This window comes from Microcoleus sp. K1-B1 (genome assembly GCF_036704705.1).
Classification (GTDB): domain Bacteria; phylum Cyanobacteriota; class Cyanobacteriia; order Cyanobacteriales; family Microcoleaceae; genus Microcoleus.
In genome coordinates this window covers 51,275-76,080 of record NZ_JAUBSH010000008.1, presented here as the reverse complement: position 1 = coordinate 76,080, position 24,806 = coordinate 51,275, and the positions used below count along the sequence as shown (strand labels likewise).

The window sequence follows — 24,806 nt, the reverse complement described above, 5'->3', positions numbered from 1 at the left end:
AAACAAAAATCAACCCCAAACCTAATCCTGCCGATTAATTGTGAGTTTTTTTCTTCCTTCTTCCTTCTTCCTTCTTCCTTCTTCCTTCTTTCTCGTGCTACCAGCTAGACTTCACAACACCGGGCAAAAGACCTTCGTGAGCCATTTCTCGCATCATGTTGCGAGACAGTCCGAAGTCACGATAGTAACCTCTGGGCCGTCCAGTTGCCCAGCAGCGGTTCCGCAAGCGAGTCCGCGAACTGCTGCGGGGTAGCTGTTGTAGTTGGCGGTGAATCGCCATTTTGTCCATCTGATTGCTAGCTTGGTCAAACTGGTCTTTCAGGTCTTCCCGCTTGTCGGCGTACTTGTCTACGAGTCTCTGGCGCTTTTTCTCGCGCTCGACCATGCTCTTCTTAGCCATAATCTGTTGATATCCTTAGATTAATCACAATCTACTATTTTACTATATTTTGGTGATTTCGGATCGCTTTTATTTGAATTATTTCTTTTGTCAACAAGATTTTTAGCAACAGGCAAGATGCTTGTTCCACAATAACTCAACATTTTTAGCAACAGGCAAGATGCCTGTTCCACAATAACTCAATATTTTTAGCAACAGGCAAGATGCCTGTTCCACAATAACTCAACATTTTTAGCAACAGGCAAGATGCCTGTTCCACAATAACTCCACATTTTTGTGGTACAGGCATCTTGCCTGTACTTAACATTGGTGCAACACCAAACTATTAGCAAAAGGGTACAAATCTGCAATAACTCAACATTTTTGTGATACAGGCATCTTGCCTGTACTTAACCTTGGTGCAACACCAAACTATTAGCAGAAGGACACAAATCTGCAAGTTCGCAAATATTGCAAGCCGGATTTCTCGCATTACAAACTGCCCTGCCGTGATAAACCAACCGAATCGACCAATTTTCCCAATCCGGCTGCGGCAACAATATCATCAAATCCCGCTCGATCCTTATAGGATCGGTATGTTCGGTCAATCCCAACCGTTGAGTCAAACGTTTGACGTGAGTGTCTACCGTCACGCCCATATTAATACCAAAAGCGTGGGCGAGAACGACATTAGCCGTTTTGCGGGCAACTCCGGGCAATTCTAGCAGCAGTTCCATCCGCTGCGGTACTTGATTGTTAAATTTATTGACGATCGCCTGACAAGCACCTTTAATATTTTTAGACTTATTGCGGTAGAAACCAGTCGATCGCACCAGACTTTCCAATTCTTCTAAATCAGCATTTGCCAAAGCCACCGCATCGGGGAAACGCTTAAACAAAGCCGGCGTTACCAAATTTACTCGATCGTCCGTACACTGAGCCGAGAGAATCGTCGCCACCAGCAACTGCACGGGAGTTTCGTAGTTGAGAGTGCAAGGAGCTTCTGGATAGAGGCGTTTGAGGCGAATCAGAATTTCGAGCGATCGTTGTTTTAAACTTAACTTTTTAGTCATTTGTTATGAGTTATTTGTTATGAGTTATTTGTTATGAGTTATTTGTTATGAGTTATTTGTTAAATCGTTTCCGGTTGCATCGGAATAGTATATTTGGATAAGGTCAGTGCGAGCGTCCCCGCTCGCGATTTTGTTAGCGAGCGAGGACGCTCGCACTACCTAATACAGTCAACCGTCAACAATCAGTTCGGTGCAACCGGAATTGATATCATTTACTATTGCATGAAATTTCGCAAATCAAACCCAGCCAAATTAGCAGTATCGCGAATAATCAAGAAAACTCCCAAACCCAGCAACAACACCAAACCAGTCTGCATAAAATTTTCCTGAATGCGGTTCGGCAGAGGAGAACCCCGCAGTCCTTCTATTAACAGAAAAGCTAGCTGACCGCCATCCAAAGCAGGTAAAGGCAAGATATTAATCACCGCCAAATTGATGCTAATTAGCACAGCATACTGAAACAAACTTGCAGCATCCGATTTGGCAATCCCTGCACCAATCGCCACAATCGCCACAGGCCCGGACAACTTGTCGGCAGTTTGGCTGAAATTGCTAAATAACTGCCCAAAACCTTGAACCGTAAGCACCACAATCCGCTCAAATTCTGTAGCAGCCTTGCTAAACGCCTCTACAATTCCGACCCTCTCCCGCACGACAGTGCCGTTATTAACTAGCTTCACCCCAATGCGGCCTTTACCCTCGGGCGACAGTTCAGGAGTCACTGTCACCACAAATTTTTGTTCTTGGCGCTGAATTTCCAACGCTAGGGGTTGGTTGGGATGATTTTCGATTGCTGCGACCAATAATTTGCTTGCTTCAGCGGAAGCCCCCAATTCCTTGCCGTCAACAGACAGAACAACGTCGCCCGATCGAATTCCCGCTTGTTTCGCGGCCGAACTGACTTCTGCGGCGACTTCCGGGACTTTAACTCCCGGTAGGTAGTTCATTTGTGCAGCGCCGACAGTGGTCAATTGCACCACCAGCAGGAAATAAGCAAAAATTAAGTTGGCAATTACCCCTGCACTAATGACGATCGCCCGATCGAACACGGGGCGATTTTTGAGCAAATTCGGGTCATTTGGGGGAATTGTACTGTCTGGATCGTCATCCGGGAAACCCACGAAACCTCCCAGGGGAAAGGCGCGGAGGGCGTATTCAGTTTCTGGGCCTTGGTACTTCCAGAGGATGGGCCCGAAACCGATAGAGAAGCGGTTGACGTGGATGTGTTGAAGTCTCGCCGCCAAGAAGTGGCCGAGTTCGTGAACGACAATCAAGATACCTAAAACTGCGATCGCTGCCAAAACTGACATGAAGGATTCCACTAACACTTTTACTGGACTTTGATTTATTTTAATATCTTTTTAATATCGGTGGCTTCGGAGGGACAATTTTCAGTCAAACTGGAAAGTGGTGTTTTGGTCGGAAGTCCCGGCTGCTGCGATCAACCCGACGCTGCCAAACCGATCGCGCGATCGTACCTGAGTTTACCTCTAAAACCCATTCCCATTACCAATTCCCTATTACAAATTACCCATTACCAATTCCCTGTTAGCCATTCGCCATTATGAAAGACACTTCTTTGAATATTATCGCTATTTCTATCTTTGCCATCACCGTTTCAATATTGTTGGGGCCCCTATTCAACTTGCCAGAAGCCGTACCTGCGATCGCCACTTTTTGCCTATTGGGGCTAGCCACCCTTGACAGTTTCCAGTGGCAAGGTCAAGGCGGTACTATTTTATTAGATTGGCTGGGGGGAACTTCCAAACAAAAGCGCGATCGTATCCTTCACCACGAAGCCGGACACTTCCTAGTCGCGTACCTGTTGGGAATTCCCGTAACCAGCTACGCCCTCAACGCTTGGGAAGCATTTAAACAAGGTCAAACAGCCCAAGGCGGCGTCCGATTTGAAGACGAACAATTAGCATCTCAACTCCAAAACGGCACACTTTCAGCCCAACTTTTAGACCAATATTGTACCGTCTGGATGGCCGGAATAGTCGCCGAAAAGTTTGTTTACGGCCGTGCAGAAGGAGGAGCAGAAGACCGCACCAAAATCAGTGCAATTTTAACACAACTGCGCCGTCCAAGTTCCGAGATTCAACTCAAACAAAACTGGGGTTTGCTGCGAGCAAAAAACCTGATCGAAAGCCACAAATCAGCTTACGAAGCCCTAGTAGCAGCAATGGAAGAAAGAGCAACAGTTGCCGAATGCTGCAACATAATTCAGCAAAATTTATAGGAAAAAGATTACGCACTCTTGCCTTATAAACCCGGTTTATCTCTAGATTTATCACAAAGACAGGACTTACGCACCGCCTCAATATATAGTGTTTTGTAGGGGCAAACCCCCCGTGGTTGCCCCCATACCTGGAATGATTGCGTAAGTCCTAAAAGACAAAAAATTTGCGTAGAAACCGAGTTTAACAGCCTATTATAGGGATTAAACATTCATGTCAGAACCAAATATTTTCCCAACAACACTGCAAACAGCAAACCCAAATACAGAAAAATTGTTGTGGCTGTTCGGTTTTCGGATCGACCCCGGCACCGAAACACCAAATCTATATACTCTAATTGTCTATGGAGAACAAGAGCCGCCCTTAGTAGCCGGCGGTCAACTTGTATTTTTTACCCGTCCAGAACTAGCGATTAACGCTCTCCAATTGTGCAATATCGATGTCAGCGAACTGGGAAAGCCACCCACACAAATAGACGCTATTTGCGACATTGCAGAAACCCTGTACTTGCTCGATGCCGAAGATTTTGACGAGTCAGCTACTATCCTCAACTGTTTGAACGCGCTTTTCGATTTAGTGAAAGCTACTTTAATACCGATGCCAACTGAATACAAGCGCATACTTTATGATTTTGCCGACCATTTGAATATTGAGGAAGAGTTTGCAAGTTTTTTAGACGCAGAAGATATTCAGCGATCGGAAATTGTCAATGCCATTTTGTGGTGTGTGGGAGCAATTACAGCTAAATCGAGATTGTTGACCTAGCAATTTAATATAAAACTAGAATGTGCATCGATAATAGATAATATCCCCAAAGGAAATTGTACCATGACTGTAACAGATTTACGCTTGTGGACTGTAGACGAATACCGCCGCATGACCGAAACTGGCATTCTCAATCCCGATGAACGAGTCGAATTAATTGACGGGCAAATTATTTCAATGAGTGCAAAAAATCCTCCCCACGCAGCCACTAATCTCTGTGCAGCCGACTATCTGAGAAATCTGCTGCCAGGACTTGCTTTAATTCGCATCCAAAACCCGGTTACTCTAAGTATAAATTCAGAACCAGAACCCGATATTGCTGTAGTGCAAATCGACTCTCGGCTTTACCAAGATTTTCATCCCGCACCCGACAATATTTTATTATTAATAGAAATAGCTGACACGACTTTAGAAACAGACCGCCAGCGGAAAGCACCGGCTTATGCTAAGGGGGAAATTACTGATTATTGGATACTTGATGTTAACACGCGGCAAGTTTATGTTTTTCGCGAACCGGGCGAGGCAAAATACGGACAAGAAACAGTATTTAATGAAGATGATGTTTTGTCAATGCTGGCATTTCCCGAAATAGAAGTTCAGATTTCGCAACTGTTTCCTTAAGTAGGGGCAGGTTTTACTAAGAATAATGGCTTAAGACTAATAATCTCGTAAACCTGCCCCCACCAACCTATCAATTACCAATTACCCAATTATCAATTACCAAATTTTCAGGGTCGTCCCGATCGCTACAAAAAACTTAGTATTAGGGCGTAGCATGAGTTATACTCCTACTGGAAATACTGTGACTGCCAAAAAATCTCGAAATCAAAGTTTATGAGCAACACTTCCCCGCCTCAACCAGCCGCCAACAATCCCGCAACACAAAAACTCAGTTTATCGACAAAATTAGCTTACGGTGCCGGCGACCTCGGCCCGGCAATTACCGCTAATGTTTTGGCATTTTACCTCCTAGTTTTCTTTACCAATGTCGCTGGTTTACCTGCCGGCTTAGCCAGCAATATTTTGGTAGTTGGCAAGATTTGGGATGCCATAAATGACCCGATTGTGGGGGTTTTGAGCGATCGCACTTCTCACCCTTGGGGCCGCCGATATCCTTGGATAATATATGGTGGCATTCCCTTCGGCATATTCTTCTTATTGCAGTGGATTGTACCTAGCACGGATCACACAGTGTTATTTTGGTACTATGTGGCGATCAGCATTTTGTTCAACACCGCCTACACCGCTGTCAATCTTCCCTACACTGCCCTGACTCCAGAACTTACTCAAGACTACAACGAACGCACTAGCCTTAATAGTTTTCGCTTTGCTTTCTCTATTGGCGGCAGCATCTTTTCATTAATCTTAGCTCTAATTATCTTTCGTGTATTTGAAAAGGACCCGAATCAACAATATTTAGTATTAGGTGCAATCTCTGCAGTTATCTCTGTCTTGCCTTTGTACTGGTGCGTTTTGGGAACTCGCAAGCACGTCGCAGCCCAACTATTAGAAAACGCCGATCTAGATAATTCTACATCCTTGCCACTAAAAGAACAGTTGCAGATTGCATTTAGCAATCGCCCTTTTTTGTACGTCATTGGAATTTATCTTTTTTCTTGGCTGGGAGTGCAGTTGACGGCTACTATTATTCCCTACTTTGTTGTTAACTGGATGCAACAGCCACAGTACGTTTTTAGCTTGGTTGCGATCGCAGTTCAAGGCACTGCATTAATCATGCTATTTGTGTGGAGTAAAGTTAGCGAGAGATACGGCAAAAAAGCCGTATATTTTATGGGCATGAGTTTGTGGATTATTGCCCAAGCTGGACTGTTTTTCCTGCAACCAGGACAAGTATTGCAAATGTACGTATTAGCAGTCATGGCAGGTGTCGGAGTTTCCACGGCTTATCTAATACCTTGGTCGATGATACCGGATGTGATCGAACTAGACGAACTGCAAACAGGAGAAAGACGCGAAGGCGTTTTCTATTCGTTTATGGTACTGCTGCAAAAAATCGGATTGGCAGGGGGTTTGTGGTTGGTAGGCCAAGCATTAGAAGGAGCTGGATTTTTATCTACAGTTCCGGGACAGCCTGCACCCGTACAGCCAGAGTCGGCACTGTTTGCGATTCGAGTTGCGATCGGGCCGCTGCCCACAATTGCTTTAATTGCTGGCATGATTCTTACATATTTTTATCCTATAACCCGCGAAGTTCATGCAGAAATCTTGTTGAAACTGCGAGAAAGAAAAGCACAAAATCAGTAATCCTTAATAAGGAGTAGTTGGTCATTAGTCAGGGAGCATCTCATATTTGCAAAAACACTTCTTTCTTCTTCCTTCTGACTCTTTTCTCCTGGCTCCTGACTCCTGACTCCTAATTCCAATTTCGAGCTTTGCTGCTTTCATTGAGATGCTCCCATTAGTCAACTCGAAAAATAACCACTACCAATAGCTAATCCGAGCGAGATTAATAGCAATCCTCCCATCTTGTGCGAACTCTTTTCTTTATTTAACAATGTGTCATCTTCTTATTGCATCAGTTAATTCAAAAAAAGCCAGTTGCGCGTTTCCCGAAAGGATTGCTATAGCTGGCTCGGAGGGCGAATAAAAGCGATAGTTTTAGTAATAGCCCCGGAACCCAGAAACCTAGTTTTTTTTACGAAAATACATAAATAGCGCCGCGCCATTCGCCCCGGTAGACAAACCCCGAATGCTTGAGTTGTTCGAGATGTCGATCGAGCTTGAGAACACAAATGATTAAATTTTATGTCTCTGGCGCACTATAGAGATAAGTTTGTGATATAATTGCTACGGTTCATCAAGTATATATACTTAATCAATCATCCAGTTCCTCAAAAAGTTTATAATTAAAAGAAGAAACAGATTTTTCTCGGAAATTGATTAGATTAGTTGCCGTTCCCAAAAATCTGCAGAATGTGGCTAATTATATCTACATGGGAAATGCAAAACCTTTTAGCCGGTCAGTTAGCGCGTAAGTTAACAAGTGCTTCTGCCGTAGACTCCAAACCCAAAAATGGCATAGACGACAAACCAATACCAGCGCAAGCGGCGGCTGATGTGTTACGGTCAATTGTAAAAGTTTGGTAAAGTTATTGAACCCCCTGCTGCGAAGCTAAGCGACACCTGAAAAAGTTTGCTTCGTCGCCCGGAAAGTCTAAATACAAGCACAACGCAGCAGACCCAAATGCAGTCTGATATAACTCTCCAGCAGTTGTAAAAGAACTTTTGCCACCGGCATAGCACAGGGATTTAGTTATTTTTGTATACTATGTGAAAGTAGTGAGAACTATTAGAAGGAAGTTGGCTCAACCAACCAATAATTTCGTGTGATATCCTTAAGCCAATGCTCAAAGTATCAACCCGAAGGATCGCAGAAGAAAGCTGATTTTACCCACAAAATATCCAAGAGGTCAACATGGAAAGAGAACAGGACGCTCATATCGTACCCATTAGCAGCCAGAGCAGACAGGTGCAGCAATTTTCCGTTGACGAGGGAGAAGAGTTAAGCGCGCAGCCTCAGAAAGGATTGAATCTAAAGCCGTTCTTGAGGACTTTTCAGCGACAATCCCTCATCATTATTGGGATTATAGCTCTAGTAGGCGGTGGAGTTGTTTATCAGATCAAGGGAGGCAAGAAAACATATCAAGGCGATTTTCGGATGCTAGTGGAACCCGTGACAACGGAGGCCAGAATTGCTGATCCCTCTGCCCTAGCCAATCGCAGCGAGGGGGGAGGAGTACCTAATCGAGATTTTTTTAGTTTGGACTACGCAACTCAACTTGAAATTCTCAAGAGTCCTCAGATGCTTTCTGCTATTGCCAAACAAGTCCAAAAACGATATCCAAAAGTTACCGAAAAAATTCTTGAAAAAGAATTAGTCGTTTTGCGGATGGGAGAAGATATGATGACGCTCACTAAAATTTTGCAAGTTCGCTTCATGGGGGATGACCCTAAATTAGTTGAGTTCGTTTTACAAGAAACTAAAAAGAAATATTTAAAGTACAGTCTTGAGGAACGCAAGACTCGGATTGGTGAAGGTGTTAAATTTATTGAAGACCAGCTTCCGGGACTCAATAACCGCGTAAACAAGCTGAAATCAGAGTTACAGGTTATACAGCAGGAGCAACAGATTACCGATCCTAAAGAACAAGGCGCGCAATTAATCGAGCAAGTTCGGGCAGTAGAAACTTTAGAGTTAGAAAATCAAAGGCTACTGCAAGAACAGAAAACGCTGTACGCTAACTTGCAAAAACAATTAGATTTTACACCAAATGAAGCTATTGCCGCTTCAGCTTTAAGCGAAGAACCTCAATATAAAGAGTTGCTGACCAAGGTTAAGGAAGTAGAAGGTCAGATTGCTGTAGAAACCGCTCGTTTTAAATCTGCTAACCCTATAGTGGAAGCTTTAGAGCGCAAGCGGGCAAATTTAGTAGCTTTGCTCAACCAGCAAACTGAGCGAATTTTGGGGCAAAACTTAGTAGGAACCCAAGCTAATTCTAAAGTTCAGAATTTTCAAAATTCTATTCGCATAGGCTTGATTAAACAATTGGTTGATACTGCTAACCAAGTTGAAGTCTTAGAAGCTCGCCTTCAAGCAATCACCCAAACTAAAAACAATTTAAACAGGCAAGCAACAGAATTCCCCACCATAGCCCGCCGCTACAACGAACTGCAACAGCAATTAGAAGTAGCCGCCCGCACCCGCGATCAACTTTTAAGTCAGCGGGAAACTCTGCGCGTCCAAGCAGCTCAAAGCCAAGTACCTTGGGAAATAATTTCTGAACCAGCCATACCGCGAGATGAGAAGGGCAATGTGATGACAGTTCCATCGAAAGCTAAAAACAAATTGATCATGGCAGTTTTTGGAGCGCTAGTTTTGGGTCTGGGAGCTGCTATCCTCATTGAAAAGTTCCGCAATATTTTCTACTGTGCTGATGACGTTAAAGATGCGGTTGAAGCACCTTTATTGGGAGCAATTCCTCTTGACAAAAATGCTAGAAAATTGGCGCCTTCTATTGCTAATGCCTATGCTTATCTTGAAGGAAAAGAGGGTAATAAGAAAAATGCTGCGGAATTTATAGAAGCTTTTGACTCTCTTTATACTAATATCCGCTTTCTTTCTTCAAATCGAACGATTAGCTCTTTGGCAATTGGTTCGGCTACAGTTGGCGAAGGCAAATCTACCATTGCTTTAAACTTAGCTTACGTGGCAGCGCTGGCGGGTCAGCGAGTGTTGTTAGTAGACGCGAATTTGCATTCGCCCAGCCTGCACTTGCTGTTGGAACTGCCTAATGTCAAGGGATTGAGCAACTTGCTCGACCATAAAAACGAACCCCATGACATTATCCAACGATCGCATCTAGCAGATAATCTTTTTGTATTAACTGCTGGTATCCCGAATCCTGGTACTGCCAGACGGCTGGCATCATCTCAGATGCAGTATTTAATGGAAGAACTTCAGGCAAAATTTGACTTAGTTATTTACGATACGCCGCCGCTGGCGGACAGTAAAGATACTAATTTTTTAGCGGCGCGCACCGATGGCATACTGATGGTTGTAGGAATTCAGCAGGTTCCCTTTTCTTTAGTCCAAAAAGTTTTCAGTCAATTAGAAAATTTTGGCATACCATGCTTGGGCACAGTTGCGAATCATGCCCCTAAACGCAGGAAGTATCCAGCATCGAGATCCTCAGTTGTTGAAGATAAAAATGAATATTTGAATTTGACACCAGCACCGTCTCCCATCCGCAAACTAGCTCCTAAAAAAGAGTGAGATCCAACAAAGATGACCCCAAAAAAATGGAGACTAGCCCCCGAAAGGAGTCATGGAAATCCAAAAATTTTAGACTCTTGTTCAATCTCCCAGATTCGTCTGTGGAGTAAATCGAAAATCTAAAATCGTTCGACAGAGCGCGACTTGACGCTCGCGCTCTGTCGAACCTCTTAGGTCGAAGTCTAAAATCTAAAATTTTAAATCTACAATTGATTGATGGCGGACTAATTTCCTTCCGGGTTGATAGGAAATGTGACGATAAAATTAGTCCAGCCATTCCTGCTTTCAACCTCAATTTTTCCCTGCAACTGTTCCACAAGTTTTTGAACCAAAGCTAAACCCAAACCTGTACCTCCTTGTTTCCAAGGATCGGCGTTGGGAACTCGATAAAATTTCTCAAAAATTCGAGGCAATTCCTCTATGGAAATGGACGATTGATTGCTGAGTGTAAATTGGATTTCTGAAGCCACAGCACTTGCTTGTCGCGAATTTGTCCTTTGTCCTCCTTGTTCCCAGTCTCCGTTTTTGCACTCAACTTTCAGAAAAATTTCGCCGTCATTGGCAGTATATTTGCAGGCATTATTGAGGAGCTCGGCTAAAATTCGTCCCAAACTAGCGCGGTTGGAACTGATCGTGGGGAGGTGACGATCGCACTCTACTCGCAAATCCTGGTGGCGGTCGTGGGCGCGGGTATAAAACGGGTCGATAATAGTAGGCAGCCAGACTTCTAAGTTTACTGGTTCGAGGTCGATCGGACAAGTTGCAGCTTCGAGCCGCTGCAAATCTAGCAAAGCATTAATCAAATCTGTTTCTCTAGTACATTCTGTTTCTAAAATTTCTAGATAAATCTGGCGTCGATCTAGTGTGGGAGAAATTCTCAGCATATGAATAGCCATTTTTATATTAGCTAAAGGCGTCCGCAGTTCGTGAGAAACGGTGCTGAGAAATTCATCTTTGAGGACGTTTAAATGCTGGAGTTCGTGAACTTTTTGCTGCAATTCGGCGGTGCGTTCTTGGACTTGGCGTTCGAGGTCGGTGTTGAGATTTTGGACTTGCTGATAGAGTTGGGCTTGCTGAATGGCGATCGCGATTTGAGTTGCCAGTTGCAGCAGCAAATCCACTTCCGAAGGCTGCCACTGACGGGATTGGGCACACTGATGGACACACATCATCCCCCACAAATTGCCGTCTTGCAAAATTGGTACAATCAAATAAGCTTTGATTTGCGCTTGCTGGAACCGTGCATATTTTTCGGCGCTCAAACAGGCTTGGTCGAGATCCGGAACCGCATAAATTTCCTGTTCGATCACGGAAGCAGATTCTTGCCAAATATTATCCGGCATGATTTCTCCCAAGATTGAAGGCCAATTTTCGGCAACGGATTCTGCCACTACAATGCCGTAATTGCTGGACTCTAAATGCAGGATTGCTACTCGGTCAGCTTGCAAAACTTGGCGGACTTCATCGACGCTGGCGTTAAGAATTTCTTCGAGGTTTAAGGATTGGTGAATCCGCAAGGAAATGTGAGTTAACAGCCGATCACGCTGCAATTGTTCATGGAGTTTTGCAGTCCGTTCCCGCACCTGCTGTTCCAGTTTGGCGTTGCGGCTTTGCAACAGTTCCACTTTTTCGGCTTGCAATTGATAAACCGACTGCTGCAACTGTTTGACAACTCGGTACATTTCGGTGGGGTCGAGGACTCTGAGCAAGCTGGTCTGAGTAATAATTCCCAACAGTTCTCCGCGCCCGCCGCACACGACCAAGCGCTGCACTTGTTGCTGCTGCATTTCTTTGTGCGCCGTCCATAGGGAATCGGAGGGTTGAAGAAATTGCAGGGGAGTTCTCATGACTTTTTGAGCTGGGGTTTGCTTGAAATTTAGTTCGAGAAACTGTGCCTGCACAATGTCATATTCGGTAATAATTCCCAGGGGTTGGTGAAAGGAATAGTGAAAAATGGAGGTATAGTCATCTTTGGGCTTCTCCATTGTTAATTCTTTGTTTTTTGTAATCACTACGCAACTGACTTGATGCTCTGACATCAGTTCGGTTATGCTCAGCAGCGAGGCGGTGTGAGGCGCTGTAATTGGCGTAGTCATTAATTCTGCTACCCGCCGCAATTTAAGAATGTTTGAAGGCTGCAATACTTGGCGAATTCTTTCCCGTGTCAGCACTCCTACCAAGTGGCGAAATTGATTGACGATCGGCAAATAGCGAATTTTGTGCTGGCGAAATAAGGATAAGGCGGTAAACACGTCTTGGTCATCGGATTCTGTGAGGGAGACCGACACCGGGGACATCACTTCGGAGATTGGTATTTTGTGCAGGGCTACTTTGTGCTGGCTGTCTATTGTGCCAGAAGCTATCAGCCTCACTAGGTCGGCGGGAGTTAATATGCCCATTAACAGTCCGCGGCTGGGGTTGTCGGATAAGTTGCCTGTGGTAATAGTCTGCTGGTTCTGCACGACGAACACGCAGCGGGCCCGCGCCTTTTCCGGCGCGGATGTTTCGGTCATCGCCCCCCGGTCTGAGGGTACAGGTGTTTTGACTAGGGGACAACTGTTTTGCAACTGACTCATCAGGGCGATCGCCACTGCTAAGGAAGTTTCTGGCCCGGCAGTGAGGGGGTAGCGATCGATCGCTTGTTCTAAGGCTGAGGAGTAAAATGGCGGGTGGTAGAACGGCATAGTGGATTGCAGGTTGTCAGAGGGCGGCTAACTATCGGGCAAAGCCTTAGGGAACGGCAGAAACACCTCGCCTGTGCTTGGGATTTAAATAATAAACTTTCTCATTGATTATTTCCACGCAATCTGAGCTTTAGATTAATCGTCTCACTAATCCGCAATCTTACTCATCTCAAATACGCAGGGCGGTTTTTACTGCCTGCTTTTCCCCTGAGACTCCCCTATAATCAAAATAACCCGAATGTAAAGTTTTACTACAAGATTTATCCATAATGACAACTTTAAGCTTAGAGCAAATTGCAGCCAAGTTAGAAAGCCAAAATTCAGCCGATCGAATGGTGGCTTTGGCCAACTTGCGGAATGTGCCTGCTGCAGAGGCGGTGCCTTTGATTAAAAAGGTGTTGAACGACGAAAGTTTGCAGGTGCGATCGATGGCTGTGTTTGCTCTTGGGGTCAAACCGACAGCAGAGTGCTATCCTATTCTAGTCAAATTGCTAGAAACAGACCCGGATTACGGCATTCGCGCTGACGCTGCAGGCGCTTTGGGCTATCTGGAAGATATCAGAGCTTTTGATGCTTTGGTGCGCGCTTTTTACGAAGATACTGAATGGCTGGTGCGCTTCAGCGCTGCTGTTTCTCTGGGAAATCTCAAAGATCCCCGGGCCCGCGATGTGCTGCTGAAAGCTCTCGACAGCGAGCAAGTGGTGATCCAGCAGGCGGCAATTTCGGCTTTGGGGGAAATTAAAGATCTTGGGGCGATCGATCGCATCCTCAATTTTGCTCAGTCGGAAGATTGGCTGATCCGTCAGCGGCTGGCTGAAGCTTTGGGCAATTTACCGAGTGTTAAGAGCGTTTCGGCTTTGAAATACTTAGAAAAAGATAGCAATTCTCAAGTATCTGAGGCGGCAACAATTTCTCTCGATCGCCTGTCAAAAGCAGAAGCGTGACATAAAACTTTTAGTATGTTGAAAAACCCGGTTTATTCAATAAACCGGGTTAATCCGTATGTTAGCAATCTTAATAAAATTTATAGAGTATTCAGTAAAACCAGAATGTATTATTTAAGCTGCGAGGCTAAATCCCAAGTTAAAATAGTTGTCGATCTCCTTTAACCCAAACTACCCATGAATCAAGCACCCAATCCCTTTAACTCAAATCCCTCCAATCCGCTAGACCCCTTGGAGCAAGAAGTTGACGATCAAGGTGAAGCATTGCCGAGACAGTACCACCCGGCCACTAAAAAAACTCTGCAAAAAGTCTTTATTATCCTGGTAGTTGTCGGGGCAATTATTGGGGGAATTCTATCTATAGGGGTGATTTCGCTGATGCAGAAAGCCGGACTCACTGATGTGCCGGCAAGGGTACAGAATCCTAAGTGAATGGGTGGGTTGAGCGTACCGGAAGCGATCGCCGATCCTTAATTATAGTATCGTTCAATATCGCGCCCATGTTGCTTGCGCGAAATTAAGACGCGATCGCTCGCCTTCCAAACAAATCTTAATATTTTAATTATTTTATTTGAGGCAACTGTGTCTCTACAATCAAATGCGGTGCTGTAGGGGCTTGAACTAAAAAATGTTTCAAATAAACCATACTTATTCTGAGTAATAGAATGTTACTTATTGCGCTATTTATCGCCACCTTTTTTTTAGCATACTGCAATGGTGCTAATGATAATTTTAAAGGAGTGGCGACACTGTTTGGTAGTCAGACGACGAATTATAAAACAGCAATTGGTTGGGCCACGATTACAACTTTTGCAGGTTCAGTATTTTCTATTTTTCTAGCAGAAACGCTGGTAAAAAGCTTTTCGGGAAAAGGGCTAGTTCCAGACGCGATCGCCAATGGCTCAGATTTTCATTTGGCAGTCGCGATCGCTGCGGGTTTAACCGTTATTCTTGCTACCTTAACTGGATTCCCTATTTCCACAACTCACGGTCTTACAGGTGCGCTTGTCGGTGCAGGTTTAGTAGCAATTTCTACTGAAGTTAATTTTACAGCATTGCAGAAAACTTTTCTAATGCCTTTATTGCTGACTCCCATGATTGCGATTCCATTAGGAGCTTTAATTTATGGGCTGTCTCGCTACCTGCGAGTTTATTTAGGAATTCAGAAAGAATGGTGTATTTGCGCTGGTCAAATTCAACAGATTATTCCCATTCCCCAGCCCGATGCAACTAACATACTGAAGTGCATCACGACCGCTGATGTTGCCGTCGATTCTCTAGATAAATGCACGCAAAGATACCAGGGAAATTTCCTACAAATTCCCAGCCAAAAGTTAGTAGATATTTGCCATTTTATGAGTGCGGGAATCGTCTGTTTTGCCAGAGGATTGAACGATACGCCGAAAATTGTTTCGCTCATGTTGGTCGGTCAATCAATATCAGTTCAGTGGGGAAGTTTAGCAGTTGCTTTGGGAATGGCGATCGGCGGTTTATTGAATGCTAAAAAAGTTGCAGAAACAATGAGCAAAAAGCTGACAGCAATGAATACTGGTCAAGGGCTGGTGGCAAACTTAGTGACGGGATTTTTAGTTATTGCTGCCAGTCGCTATGGACTTCCAGTTTCTACTACCCATGTTTCGGTAGGTTCAATCTTTGGGGTCGGATTGATTTCAAAAAAAGCTAATGTGGGCGTTTTCTATCAGATTCTACTATCATGGATTTTGACCTTGCCAATTGCTGCGCTAATCAGCGGCTGTGCTTACTTGGTGTTGCATCGGTAAGAGAATTAATCGTTATATCAAGTCCGGTTAATTACTTATAAATCCTATACGGGCATCGGGCATCGGGCATCGGGCATGATGGGACAAAAGTATTATAACTATTTAACCGGACATGATATTAGTCCTAGAAGAGAATGAGTTCGCAGTTGATTTGGGATTGCCATCAAAGGATAACGTTATGAAATCTAACGGTAAAAACAAGAAATCGCGCCGGGAGTTTTTGAATAAAAATTTAAGGGTAATTTATGGTTAAAAATTCTCCGATCGCGCCACCTGTTGCAGATAAATTGATTGCTGCTGGCTTTCACGCTCTTTCTGACCCCCTGCGGATTCAGATTTTGGAGTTGCTGCGAGAACAGGAGTTGTGCGTTTGCGAATTGTGCGATCGACTTTCTGTCCCTCAGCCTAAACTCTCTTTTCACCTCAAAGCGTTGAAGGATGCAGCTTTAGTCCGCAGCCGCCAAGAAGGTCGCTGGATTTACTACAGCCTCAATTTAGCTCAGTTTGTCGCCCTCGAACAGTACCTCGCCGAATACCGCCGCTTCAGCCAGATCCTGCCGGCACGCCCTTGTTCTGACACAGATTAACCCATCAACATTTCTTAATGTATTTATTGCCTGTTTGTCTTCTCTCATACTTGACATATCAAATTTTCTTGATATGATTCCAATGTACCCCTTAGTTATGGCATTGGGTGAGGTCAATGAACCGAGCAGAAAAGCCCAAGGTTTCCGCACTAAGTATAATTGCTTTGACGATAGGTGCGATCGGGCTTCTCAACTCCTGCGGACAAGTCCAGTCGCCAGAATCGCAAAGCATTAAAATAGACGGTTCCAGCACCGTGTATCCCATTACGGATGCGATCGCCAAAGAATATCAAAATACCAATTCCAAAAAAGCATCAATTACTGTTGAATTCTCCGGTACTGGTGGAGGATTTAGAAAATTTTGTGCGGGCGAAACTGACATCAGCAACGCCTCGCGACCCATCAGCCCAGGGGAAATGGAAGCCTGCAACAAAGCAGGCATCCGCTACTACGAATTACCAGTCGCCTTTGACGCGCTTACAGTTGTAGTCAATCCCAACAATAGCTGGGCAAAAGACATCACAGTAGCCGAACTAAAAAAACTTTGGGAACCCGCCGCTCAAGGAAAAATTACCCGCTGGAATCAGATTCGACCTAATTGGCCAAATCAACCTATAACCCTTTACGGTGCAGGCAAAGATTCCGGTACATTTGACTACTTCACAGAAGCAACAGTAGGTACTGCGAAATCCAGCCGTACCGACTATACAGCTAGTGAAGATGATAATGTTTTAGCCCAGGGAGTTATCAAAGATCCAAATGCCTTGGGTTACTTTGGCTTAAGCTATTACGAAACCAATCAAACTCAATTAAAAGCATTAGGAATAGACAATGGTAAAGGGCCTGTTCTACCCAGCATACAAACTGTAGAAAACGCTCAATATCAACCCCTCGGCCGACCTCTTTTTATCTATGTCAGTTACACCGCTGTCCAAAATAAACCAGAGGTGGGCGAGTTTGTGCAATTCTACATGAAAAAAGCACCAACTTTAGTCGAGTCGGTCGGTTACATTCCCCTACCAAGCGAAGGCTATCAACTGATTTACAAGAATTTCTACAATGGCAAAGTTGGGACTTTTTTCGAGGGTCAAGCTAGGTTTGACTTAACCATTGGAGAGTTATTACGAAAAGAGGCAAAATTTTAATTTTTTCTCATAAACTTTCACTTATCAGTTAACTAAAATGAACCATCCTCAAGCAACTAACTCACCTGTCAAAGCAGGAAGCAAGCTCAGTTTTTTTGAAAGATACCTCACCATTTGGGTATTTCTTTGCATTTTAGGCGGTATTATTCTCGGTAGACTATTCCCCAGCGTCGCCGTCACCCTTGATGCTCTCAGCTTTTATCAGGTGTCAATTCCTATTGCCATTTGTCTATTTTTTATGATGTATCCCATCATGGTAAAAATTGACTTTACCCAAGCCGCTAATGCAGCGCGAACGCCCAAACCAGTGATTTTAACATTAGTCGTCAACTGGTTCATCAAACCATTTACAATGGTAGCATTTTCTCAGTTTTTCTTAGGTTGGCTATTTCGCCCCCTCATTACCGGCACAGAAATAATTCGTGGCAGTGAAGTCTCCATCGCTAGTTCCTACATTGCGGGTACAATATTATTAGGAATTGCCCCTTGTACGGCGATGGTTTTAATGTGGGGATATCTGTCCTACGGCAATCAAGGACATACCCTCGTTATGGTTGCCATTAATTCCCTAGCAATGCTGTTTTTATATGCACCACTAGGCAGATGGCTGTTAGCAGCCAATGATTTAGTTGTTCCTTGGCAGACAATAGTATTGTCTGTATTGATTTATGTCGGTTTGCCCTTAGCGGCCGGAATGTATAGCCGTTTCTGGATTTTTAAACATAAAGGGCGAGAATGGTTTGAACGAGAGTTTATGCAATATCTGAGTCCAGTTGCTACGGCTGCCCTTTTGATTACGCTAATTCTTTTGTTTGCCTTCAAAGGAGAGTTGATTGTCAACAATCCTCTGCATATTCTTTTAATTGCTGTGCCTCTGTTTATCCAGACCAACTTTATTTTCCTGATTTCTTATGTAGCAGCTTTAAAACTCAACCTGTGCTACGAAGATTCAGCACCTGCCGCGCTGATTGGGGCCAGCAATCATTTTGAGGTAGCGATTGCTACGGCTGTGATGCTGTTTGGCTTAAACTCAGGTGCAGCCTTGGCTACAGTTGTCGGTGTTTTAATTGAGGTTCCAGTGATGTTAATGTTGGTAGAATTCTGTAAGCGAACAGCTTTTTGGTTTCCCAGAAAACCAGAAACTGCCTCGCTGCGAGACCCTCGTTGTCTTCCCAATTCCAATTGCTAGAATCTCATGAACGAATTTACTCATAAACCCCGAATTCTCTTTTTATACGGCTCGTTAAGAGAGCGTTCTTACAGCCGCTTGTTGGCGGAAGAATCAGCTCGAATTATTGAGGGATTCGGTGCAGAAGTTAGGTTTTTTAATCCTCTAGAATTGCCGATTTATGGTAGCGTTCCCGATACGCATCCGAAGGTTCAAGAGTTGCGGGAATTGAGCCTGTGGTCGGAGGGTCAAGTGTGGTCTAGTCCAGAAATGCACGGCAATATTACCGGCATTATGAAAAACCAAATTGACTGGATTCCTTTAAATATTGGGGCCGTCAGACCGACTCAAGGTCGAACTTTGGCGGTGATGCAAGTCAGCGGCGGTTCGCAGTCTTTTAATGCTGTGAATACTTTGAGAATTTTGGGCCGCTGGATGCGGATGTTTACGATTCCGAATCAGTCTTCGGTTGCTAAGGCTTATCAGGAATTTAATGAAGATGGGACGATGAAGGATTCGCCTTATCGCGATCGCGCGATCGACGTAATGGAGGAACTGTACAAGTTTACCTTGCTGTTGCGGGAGCAAACCGACTATTTGACCGATCGCTACAGCGAACGCAAGGAACAAGCAGCTAAAGAGGCGATCGCCCTAGCAAATCGCGCCCTTGAAACATCTAACTAACAACTAACAACCAACAACCAACAAAAATCATGAAAAAAGTAATGTTTGTTTGCAAAAGAAACTCCTGCCGATCGCAAATGGCAGAAGGATTCGCTAAAACCATCGGAGCCGGCAAAATTGGAGTCACCAGTTCCGGGTTAGAATCAAGCAGAGTTCATCCAACAGCAATTCAAGTCATGTCAGAAATCGGCATTGACATCACCGATCAAACATCCAATCCATTAAACGAATTCAATGCAGAAGACTACGATGCAGTAATTTCTCTCTGTGGCTGCGGCGTGAATTTACCCGAAGCGTGGGTATTGCGAGAAGTATTTGAAGATTGGCAACTCGACGATCCCGACGGACAACCCATCGAAACTTTTCACCGCGTTCGAGATGAAATTAAAGCACGAGTTGAAACATTAGTTGACTCTCTCAAGTAAGATTAAGTAGACGGGCGGGCAGGATGCCCACCCCACAAGAAAATTAACTTTTGTGGAACAGGCATCTTGCCTGTTCTTAAGAATGGTGCAAGATGTGAGTTTCAATTAACTTTGTTGCCAATCATTCAAATTAGTCGCTGTCGCATCCACATAATTAGTGCTAAATTATGAGAGGCGTTCCGCCGGAACGCCTCTAAATTCGTTGCGAGCAGAGACTAAAAAGTTTAGCACATGATTCAGACAGCAGTCACGCCTTTCAAAAACAAAATTAACTCAGCTTTAACTAAAAAGCAGATTACAGTTTTACAAATTAATCTCGGCAAACGCTGCAACCTCGCTTGCACTCACTGCCACGTAGAAGCTAGCCCGACACGAACAGAAGAACTTTCCCCGGAAATTTGCGACCAATTAATTGAAATCATTCGCCGCTTTCCTCAAATTCAAACTGTTGACCTCACCGGCGGTGCTCCCGAAATGCTTTACGGTTTTAAACCGCTAGCGGAAGCTGCGAGGGCTGCAGGGAAAGAGGTAATTGTTCGTTCTAATTTGACGATTTACTTTGAAAAAGGTTTTGAAGATATTCCCGAATATTGCGCGCAGAACCAAATCAGAATTGTGGCGTCGCTTCCCTGCTACCAAGCTGACAATGTGGACAAAATGCGTGGCAACGGTGTTTTTGACAGTTCGATTCGGGCGCTGCAAAAGCTAAATGAGTTGGGATACGGGAAAAACCCAAATTTAACTCTGGATTTGGTGTACAATCCACAAGTGCCGGCAACAGACAAGTTTTCGCTAACACCGGAACAAGGCAAGTTAGAGGAAGATTACAAGGTTTATTTAGCCGAACATTTTGGGATTTGTTTTAATCAATTGTTCGCGATTACTAATTTGCCGGTGGGACGAACTAAGTTTCATTTGGAACATAAGAAACTTCACAAGCCTTATCTGGGGTTTTTGGAGGATAATTTTAATCCCGGTACTCTGGAACATTTAATGTGTCGTAACGAATTGTCGATCGACTATTTGGGCAATGTCTACGACTGCGATTTTAACCAAATGGAAAATCTGCCGGCGAAAACTGGCAGTGGTGAAAAGATAAATACTGCTAAATTGCTCGCATCTGGCAGTTTAGATGTGATTCAAGAGGTGCAAACGGCTGCTTATTGTTACGGCTGTACGGCGGGTAGCGGTTCTAGCTGTGGCGGTACTTTGATTTGAGAAGGAAGAAGGAAGAAGGAAGAAGGAAGAAGGAAGAAGGAAGAAGGAAGAAGGAAGAAGGAAGAAGGAAGAAGGAAGAAACTATGCCCGATGCCCGATTCCCGATTCCCGATTCCCGATTCCCATGCTTTTGGGCCCAATGCCCCATGCCCATATTATTTAGAGTGGAGAGTTTAGGTAATGAATGATTCGCGATCGCCCGATGAAAATCCGCCGCCATCAAATAGGTGGAAACTGATTTTAGGGATTGGTTTAGCTGTGGCTTTGATTGTGGCGACTAAGTTTTTCAACTTCCAAGGAATTCTGACAAATGCCTTGGAGTCGATCGCGAGTCTCGGCCCTTGGGGCCCGGCAGCTTTTATTCTAATTTACATTGTCGCAACGGTTCTATTTATCCCCGGTTCTTTGCTGACTCTGGGTTCTGGCGTTTTGTTTGGAGTCGTTGGCGGTTCGGTTTGTGTTTCCATCGGCTCGATTTTAGGCGCAACTTGCGCTTTTTTGGTAGGGCGGTATTTAACTCGCGACTGGGTTTCTAAACAGATAGAGGGCAATCAAAAATTTAAGGCGATCGACTCCGCAGTTGCCTCTGAAGGATGGAAAATTGTGCTGCTGACGCGACTTTCTCCCATTTTTCCGTTTAATTTGCTTAACTATGCTTTCGGAGTCACGCAGGTATCTTTAAAAGACTATTTTTTGGCATCTTGGATCGGCATGATTCCGGGAACAGTCATGTATGTTTATATCGGTTCCCTGGCCGGGAGTTTGGCTGCACTCGGATCTAGCGGGCGCTCGCGCACTGCTGCTGAGTGGGCTCTCTACGGGATTGGTTTGGTAGCAACGATCGCCCTCACCGTTTATGCAACCCGCTTGGCTAAAAAAGCTTTAGACGAAAAAATTTCCCCGTGAAACCTAAGCATAAATTAGTAAAATTGTCAATAAGTATTTACCTTTACCTTATAATACATTGCTAATTAAAAAAACTCCGTGTTTTCTCTGTGTTATTTATAATTATTTTGTTATACAAACGAGATAGATATTAAAGATATCGTAAAGCAGTTACCTCAATTAGGTAAACCGAAGGTCAAAAAATAAAGCTGATGCCAAAATAGAAGGCGAGCGTGCGATCGGAATAAGAATTGTTTGCAGTCAGGAATGCAAGTCATACCATTTTCAATTTTAAATTTTAGATTTGACATTTGAGATTGGGAATGACTGATGCCTACCAGGGTTGGTAACACCGACCTACAGTTGCATTATTTTTCTGAAACTGGTCTCACGACTTGGCTGATATTAATTCTGCCGAATGACCAATACCGTTTGATGAATTTGATTCGGAGAGAACATTTGATGATGCAAAACCCAGCAAATCAAGCCGGATCTGTATCTGCGCCGCCGCCACACCAAACAAAAAAGCTGCGCCACTTTTGGGACAACATCAGCAATTCTGCTCAATCGCAGTGGCAGCAAGCGCACAGTCTTTGGCAACACAGACGGCAGCGCCGCCATTTGCTGACCCTACTAATTCTGGGTACCACCGCTTTAACCATTAGCACAACTGCTTGCATCAGCTATTTTTTTGTGCGCGGACTAATCCTCGACAATTTAAAGCAAATAGCACTATTAAAACTAGAAAAAGGCACCGATGAAATCGACCGCTGGCTAAGCAGCCGCAAAGCAGAAATAGAAACCATTGCTTACGATCCTACGGTTGGCACTCTCAATTGGAAATTAGTCGAGCCCCGGTTGCAAGGAGAAATATACAGATTAAAAGAGTATTTCGTCCTGTCATTAACTCAACCCGACGGCTTATTTATCAACACTTTAGGCAACCGCTCGAACAGCAAAGACCGCCAACACTTTCAAAAAGCAATGGCCGGGCAGCTCAACGTTTCCGACCCGCTGATAGGTCGCAGTACAAAAGTTTCTACCATCATTATTTCAGCTCCTATTTGGGCTTTACCTCCGGCTCCCAATAAAGTAATTGGAGTCCTATCGGGCAGCATTAAATTAGACCGAGTAACATCTGTCGCTAACAGCTTGCTGTACGGTTCAGACAGTTATGCTTTTGCGCTCAATTCACAAGGAGTGCCAATTGTTCATCCCAACAATAACTTAATCGGAAATATCGATCGGGAGGCCCCAAGCTTTTTACAGTCAAAAGACCCCGCACTCTCCACAATTGCGCGGCAGATGATCGACCGCCAGACGAACATCGAACTGGTAAAAATAGATAACAAATGGGTGTATGTGGCCTATGCTCCCCTCAAGGAAGTTAACTGGTCGATGGCTTTAGTAATTCCCCGCGAAAATATTGAATCCCAACTGCAAGCATTAAATTTGCTGACATCCGTAGTCGCCGGACTGCTCATCCCGGCAATGCTAGCAGCCATTTGGCTAATTTACTCCTCCGAAAACAATCGCGCTCAAGCGGAGCGAGAAGCCATGCTCAACCGGATTGCCGGACGGATTCGCGCTTCCCTGGAATTAGACAAAATTGTGCAAAGTACAGTCGAAGAAATAGTGAGTTTGCTGCACCTAGAACGGGCGGCTTTTGGTTGGTACAAACCGCAAGAAAAAACGTTACAAATCCTGTGGGAATGTTGCCCATCTGATTCTCCGACACAAGCCATAAATTTTGAGTCTTACTTTCTCGAAAATGTGTTAGTACGGAGTGGTCAAGGCGAACCAATTATTCTTTCGAGCGACACTTGGGCGAAGGGTGTAACTCAACCGCCGGAACTTAAAACTAATAGCTATTTAGCCGTACCTGTCCAGACTCAGAACCAGCCGCAGGGTTATTTAATTTGTAGCCACGCTACTCATTGGCTTTGGAGCCGGGAGGAAATCCAACTATTAAAAGCTGTGGCCGACCAATTGGCGATCGCAATTACTCAAGCTCACCTTTACAGTCAAACCCAAGACCAAGTAAAACTGCTTAATAGTGCCTTAAATGAACTGAAAAAAACTCAAACTCATTTAGTGCAGAACGAAAAAATGTCATCCCTAGGTCAAATGGTGGCTGGAATAGCGCACGAAATCAACAACCCCGTTAACTTCATTTCGGCTAATTTGCCTCACACTAGCAAATATACTAAAGATTTATTAGAATTGGTGAGTTTATACAAAGAAGCCTTCCCAGAGGTTCCCCAGGAAATCGCAGATTTTAGCGAAGAAATCGAGTTAGAATTTATCGAGGAAGATTTGCCGCATATATTGAATTCTATGAAAATAGGAACCGAACGCATTCGCAGCATAGTTCTTTCTTTACGCAACTTTTCTCGCTTGGATGAATCTGACAAAAAGCTAGCAGACATTCACGAAGGTATAGAAAATACCTTGCTGCTGCTCTCCAACCGCATTAAAAATAGAATTTATATAGTCAAGAAATACGGAAAAGTGCCTTCAGTCGAGTGCTATCCCTCTCAGCTCAATCAGGTGTTTATGAACTTGCTGAGTAATGCGATAGATGCTTTGAACGAGATCGATCGCCTGGATAAAATTATTACTATTTCCACGGGAGTAGTTCGCGAACATGGCGCTAAATTTCTGAAAGTGGCGATCGCCGACAACGGCCCCGGCATTCCCGACAGCGTTAAAGACCAAATTTTTAACCCATTTTTTACTACTAAAGAGGTGGGCAAAGGCACGGGTTTGGGGTTGGCAATTAGCTACAAAATTGTAGTAGATGGACACGGCGGCAGCATCACAATTTCTCGACCTCCTGGCGGGGGTACGGAGTGTTTGGTAAAAATTCCTATTACTAACGGAAAGTAATACGATTTGAGATTTGAGATTTTGAAATACCTGAGAAAACAAGCTTTTGAAGCTGGTATATAGTTGCATTTGTTGTAAAAACTGGTAGAAGAAGGAAGTGGAAAGGAAGCCCACGGATTTTGTAACGGAGGTAAGGGCTAGAAGG

The 24,806-nt window shown here is 44.3% G+C and carries 22 protein-coding genes; 18 read left to right on the top strand and 4 right to left on the bottom strand.

Annotated elements, in window-relative coordinates; translation table 11 throughout:
* Positions 1-97: 97 nt before the first annotated feature.
* The 3 genes from rpsN to rseP all read right to left on the bottom strand — a co-directional run bounded on the left by rpsN (position 98) and on the right by rseP (position 2,762).
* The gene (gene rpsN / locus QUA83_RS04690) at positions 98-400 is read right to left on the bottom strand and encodes a 30S ribosomal protein S14 (RefSeq protein WP_333148712.1); all 303 of its coding nucleotides are present in this window, start codon (positions 398-400) and stop codon (positions 98-100) included.
* A gap of 389 nt (positions 401-789) precedes the next feature.
* On the bottom strand, positions 790-1,452 hold the full coding sequence (gene nth / locus QUA83_RS04685; RefSeq protein WP_333291872.1) for an endonuclease III: 663 nt from the start codon (positions 1,450-1,452) through the stop codon (positions 790-792).
* Between the two features lie 215 nt (positions 1,453-1,667).
* The gene (gene rseP, locus QUA83_RS04680; RefSeq protein ID WP_333291871.1) at positions 1,668-2,762 is read right to left on the bottom strand and encodes an RIP metalloprotease RseP; all 1,095 of its coding nucleotides are present in this window, start codon (positions 2,760-2,762) and stop codon (positions 1,668-1,670) included.
* A gap of 254 nt (positions 2,763-3,016) precedes the next feature.
* Between rseP and QUA83_RS04675 the strand changes: the two genes are divergently transcribed.
* From QUA83_RS04675 to QUA83_RS04650, 6 genes are all read left to right on the top strand, one after another.
* Positions 3,017-3,694, top strand: a complete 678-nt coding sequence (locus QUA83_RS04675; protein ID WP_333291870.1) for an ATP-dependent Zn protease — start codon at positions 3,017-3,019, stop codon at positions 3,692-3,694.
* 211 nt (positions 3,695-3,905) lie between these two features.
* On the top strand, positions 3,906-4,457 hold the full coding sequence (locus tag QUA83_RS04670; RefSeq protein ID WP_333291869.1) for a hypothetical protein: 552 nt from the start codon (positions 3,906-3,908) through the stop codon (positions 4,455-4,457).
* Between the two features lie 63 nt (positions 4,458-4,520).
* Positions 4,521-5,078, top strand: coding sequence for a Uma2 family endonuclease (locus QUA83_RS04665; protein ID WP_333291868.1), 558 nt, complete (start codon positions 4,521-4,523; stop codon positions 5,076-5,078).
* Positions 5,079-5,291: 213 nt separating this feature from the next.
* Positions 5,292-6,722, top strand: a complete 1,431-nt coding sequence (locus QUA83_RS04660) for an MFS transporter (protein ID WP_333291867.1) — start codon at positions 5,292-5,294, stop codon at positions 6,720-6,722.
* 669 nt (positions 6,723-7,391) lie between these two features.
* Entirely contained in the window at positions 7,392-7,565 is a 174-nt protein-coding gene (locus tag QUA83_RS04655) for a hypothetical protein (RefSeq protein ID WP_333291866.1), read from the top strand.
* Positions 7,566-7,893: 328 nt separating this feature from the next.
* Complete coding sequence (locus QUA83_RS04650) at positions 7,894-10,251, top strand: polysaccharide biosynthesis tyrosine autokinase (RefSeq protein ID WP_333291865.1); 2,358 nt, start codon at positions 7,894-7,896, stop codon at positions 10,249-10,251.
* A 224-nt stretch (positions 10,252-10,475) separates the two neighbouring features.
* Here the strand turns inward: QUA83_RS04650 and QUA83_RS04645 are convergent, their stop codons facing one another.
* Positions 10,476-12,935: a CBS domain-containing protein gene (locus QUA83_RS04645; protein ID WP_333291864.1), complete on the bottom strand. Its 2,460-nt coding sequence runs from the start codon at positions 12,933-12,935 to the stop codon at positions 10,476-10,478.
* Between the two features lie 269 nt (positions 12,936-13,204).
* Between QUA83_RS04645 and QUA83_RS04640 the strand changes: the two genes are divergently transcribed.
* The 12 genes from QUA83_RS04640 (at position 13,205) to QUA83_RS04585 (ending at position 24,661) form a co-directional block, all read left to right on the top strand.
* Positions 13,205-13,879 carry a HEAT repeat domain-containing protein gene (locus QUA83_RS04640; protein ID WP_333291863.1) on the top strand — a complete coding sequence of 225 codons (675 nt, stop codon included), beginning with the start codon at positions 13,205-13,207 and terminating at the stop codon, positions 13,877-13,879.
* A gap of 177 nt (positions 13,880-14,056) precedes the next feature.
* Entirely contained in the window at positions 14,057-14,311 is a 255-nt protein-coding gene (locus QUA83_RS04635) for a hypothetical protein (RefSeq protein ID WP_006633832.1), read from the top strand.
* 233 nt (positions 14,312-14,544) lie between these two features.
* Complete coding sequence (locus tag QUA83_RS04630) at positions 14,545-15,660, top strand: inorganic phosphate transporter (protein ID WP_333291862.1); 1,116 nt, start codon at positions 14,545-14,547, stop codon at positions 15,658-15,660.
* A gap of 245 nt (positions 15,661-15,905) precedes the next feature.
* Complete coding sequence (locus tag QUA83_RS04625) at positions 15,906-16,247, top strand: metalloregulator ArsR/SmtB family transcription factor (protein WP_333291861.1); 342 nt, start codon at positions 15,906-15,908, stop codon at positions 16,245-16,247.
* 116 nt (positions 16,248-16,363) lie between these two features.
* Positions 16,364-17,392, top strand: a complete 1,029-nt coding sequence (locus tag QUA83_RS04620) for a PstS family phosphate ABC transporter substrate-binding protein (protein ID WP_333291860.1) — start codon at positions 16,364-16,366, stop codon at positions 17,390-17,392.
* A gap of 37 nt (positions 17,393-17,429) precedes the next feature.
* Complete coding sequence (gene arsB / locus QUA83_RS04615; RefSeq protein ID WP_333291859.1) at positions 17,430-18,581, top strand: ACR3 family arsenite efflux transporter; 1,152 nt, start codon at positions 17,430-17,432, stop codon at positions 18,579-18,581.
* Between the two features lie 6 nt (positions 18,582-18,587).
* Positions 18,588-19,244 (top strand): arsenical resistance protein ArsH, encoded by a 657-nt coding sequence (gene arsH / locus QUA83_RS04610; protein ID WP_333291858.1) that lies wholly within the window; start codon positions 18,588-18,590, stop codon positions 19,242-19,244.
* Positions 19,245-19,273: 29 nt separating this feature from the next.
* Complete coding sequence (gene arsC, locus QUA83_RS04605; RefSeq protein WP_190732266.1) at positions 19,274-19,669, top strand: arsenate reductase, glutathione/glutaredoxin type; 396 nt, start codon at positions 19,274-19,276, stop codon at positions 19,667-19,669.
* A 231-nt stretch (positions 19,670-19,900) separates the two neighbouring features.
* Entirely contained in the window at positions 19,901-20,887 is a 987-nt protein-coding gene (gene arsS, locus QUA83_RS04600) for an arsenosugar biosynthesis radical SAM (seleno)protein ArsS (protein ID WP_333291856.1), read from the top strand.
* Positions 20,884-21,075, top strand: coding sequence for a hypothetical protein (locus QUA83_RS04595; RefSeq protein ID WP_333291854.1), 192 nt, complete (start codon positions 20,884-20,886; stop codon positions 21,073-21,075). The genes arsS and QUA83_RS04595 overlap by 4 nt, the downstream gene beginning before the upstream one ends.
* Positions 21,068-21,793 carry a TVP38/TMEM64 family protein gene (locus tag QUA83_RS04590; protein WP_333291852.1) on the top strand — a complete coding sequence of 242 codons (726 nt, stop codon included), beginning with the start codon at positions 21,068-21,070 and terminating at the stop codon, positions 21,791-21,793. The genes QUA83_RS04595 and QUA83_RS04590 overlap by 8 nt, the downstream gene beginning before the upstream one ends.
* A gap of 309 nt (positions 21,794-22,102) precedes the next feature.
* The gene (locus QUA83_RS04585; protein WP_333291851.1) at positions 22,103-24,661 is read left to right on the top strand and encodes an ATP-binding protein; all 2,559 of its coding nucleotides are present in this window, start codon (positions 22,103-22,105) and stop codon (positions 24,659-24,661) included.
* Positions 24,662-24,806: the final 145 nt, after the last annotated feature.

Coding starts and splice junctions, on each gene's coding strand:
- QUA83_RS04620 (WP_333291860.1), top strand. CDS start 16,364: ATGAACCGAGCAGAAAAGCCCAAGGTTTCCGCACTAAGTATAATTGCT.
- arsH (WP_333291858.1), top strand. CDS start 18,588: ATGAACGAATTTACTCATAAACCCCGAATTCTCTTTTTATACGGCTCG.
- QUA83_RS04590 (WP_333291852.1), top strand. CDS start 21,068: ATGAATGATTCGCGATCGCCCGATGAAAATCCGCCGCCATCAAATAGG.
- QUA83_RS04640 (WP_333291863.1), top strand. CDS start 13,205: ATGACAACTTTAAGCTTAGAGCAAATTGCAGCCAAGTTAGAAAGCCAA.
- QUA83_RS04585 (WP_333291851.1), top strand. CDS start 22,103: ATGCCTACCAGGGTTGGTAACACCGACCTACAGTTGCATTATTTTTCT.
- QUA83_RS04655 (WP_333291866.1), top strand. CDS start 7,392: ATGTGGCTAATTATATCTACATGGGAAATGCAAAACCTTTTAGCCGGT.
- QUA83_RS04660 (WP_333291867.1), top strand. CDS start 5,292: ATGAGCAACACTTCCCCGCCTCAACCAGCCGCCAACAATCCCGCAACA.
- QUA83_RS04665 (WP_333291868.1), top strand. CDS start 4,521: ATGACTGTAACAGATTTACGCTTGTGGACTGTAGACGAATACCGCCGC.
- arsC (WP_190732266.1), top strand. CDS start 19,274: ATGAAAAAAGTAATGTTTGTTTGCAAAAGAAACTCCTGCCGATCGCAA.
- rpsN (WP_333148712.1), bottom strand. CDS start 400: ATGGCTAAGAAGAGCATGGTCGAGCGCGAGAAAAAGCGCCAGAGACTC.
- QUA83_RS04625 (WP_333291861.1), top strand. CDS start 15,906: ATGGTTAAAAATTCTCCGATCGCGCCACCTGTTGCAGATAAATTGATT.
- QUA83_RS04675 (WP_333291870.1), top strand. CDS start 3,017: ATGAAAGACACTTCTTTGAATATTATCGCTATTTCTATCTTTGCCATC.
- arsS (WP_333291856.1), top strand. CDS start 19,901: ATGATTCAGACAGCAGTCACGCCTTTCAAAAACAAAATTAACTCAGCT.
- nth (WP_333291872.1), bottom strand. CDS start 1,452: ATGACTAAAAAGTTAAGTTTAAAACAACGATCGCTCGAAATTCTGATT.
- QUA83_RS04650 (WP_333291865.1), top strand. CDS start 7,894: ATGGAAAGAGAACAGGACGCTCATATCGTACCCATTAGCAGCCAGAGC.
- QUA83_RS04635 (WP_006633832.1), top strand. CDS start 14,057: ATGAATCAAGCACCCAATCCCTTTAACTCAAATCCCTCCAATCCGCTA.
- QUA83_RS04645 (WP_333291864.1), bottom strand. CDS start 12,935: ATGCCGTTCTACCACCCGCCATTTTACTCCTCAGCCTTAGAACAAGCG.
- arsB (WP_333291859.1), top strand. CDS start 17,430: ATGAACCATCCTCAAGCAACTAACTCACCTGTCAAAGCAGGAAGCAAG.
- QUA83_RS04630 (WP_333291862.1), top strand. CDS start 14,545: ATGTTACTTATTGCGCTATTTATCGCCACCTTTTTTTTAGCATACTGC.
- QUA83_RS04670 (WP_333291869.1), top strand. CDS start 3,906: ATGTCAGAACCAAATATTTTCCCAACAACACTGCAAACAGCAAACCCA.
- rseP (WP_333291871.1), bottom strand. CDS start 2,762: ATGTCAGTTTTGGCAGCGATCGCAGTTTTAGGTATCTTGATTGTCGTT.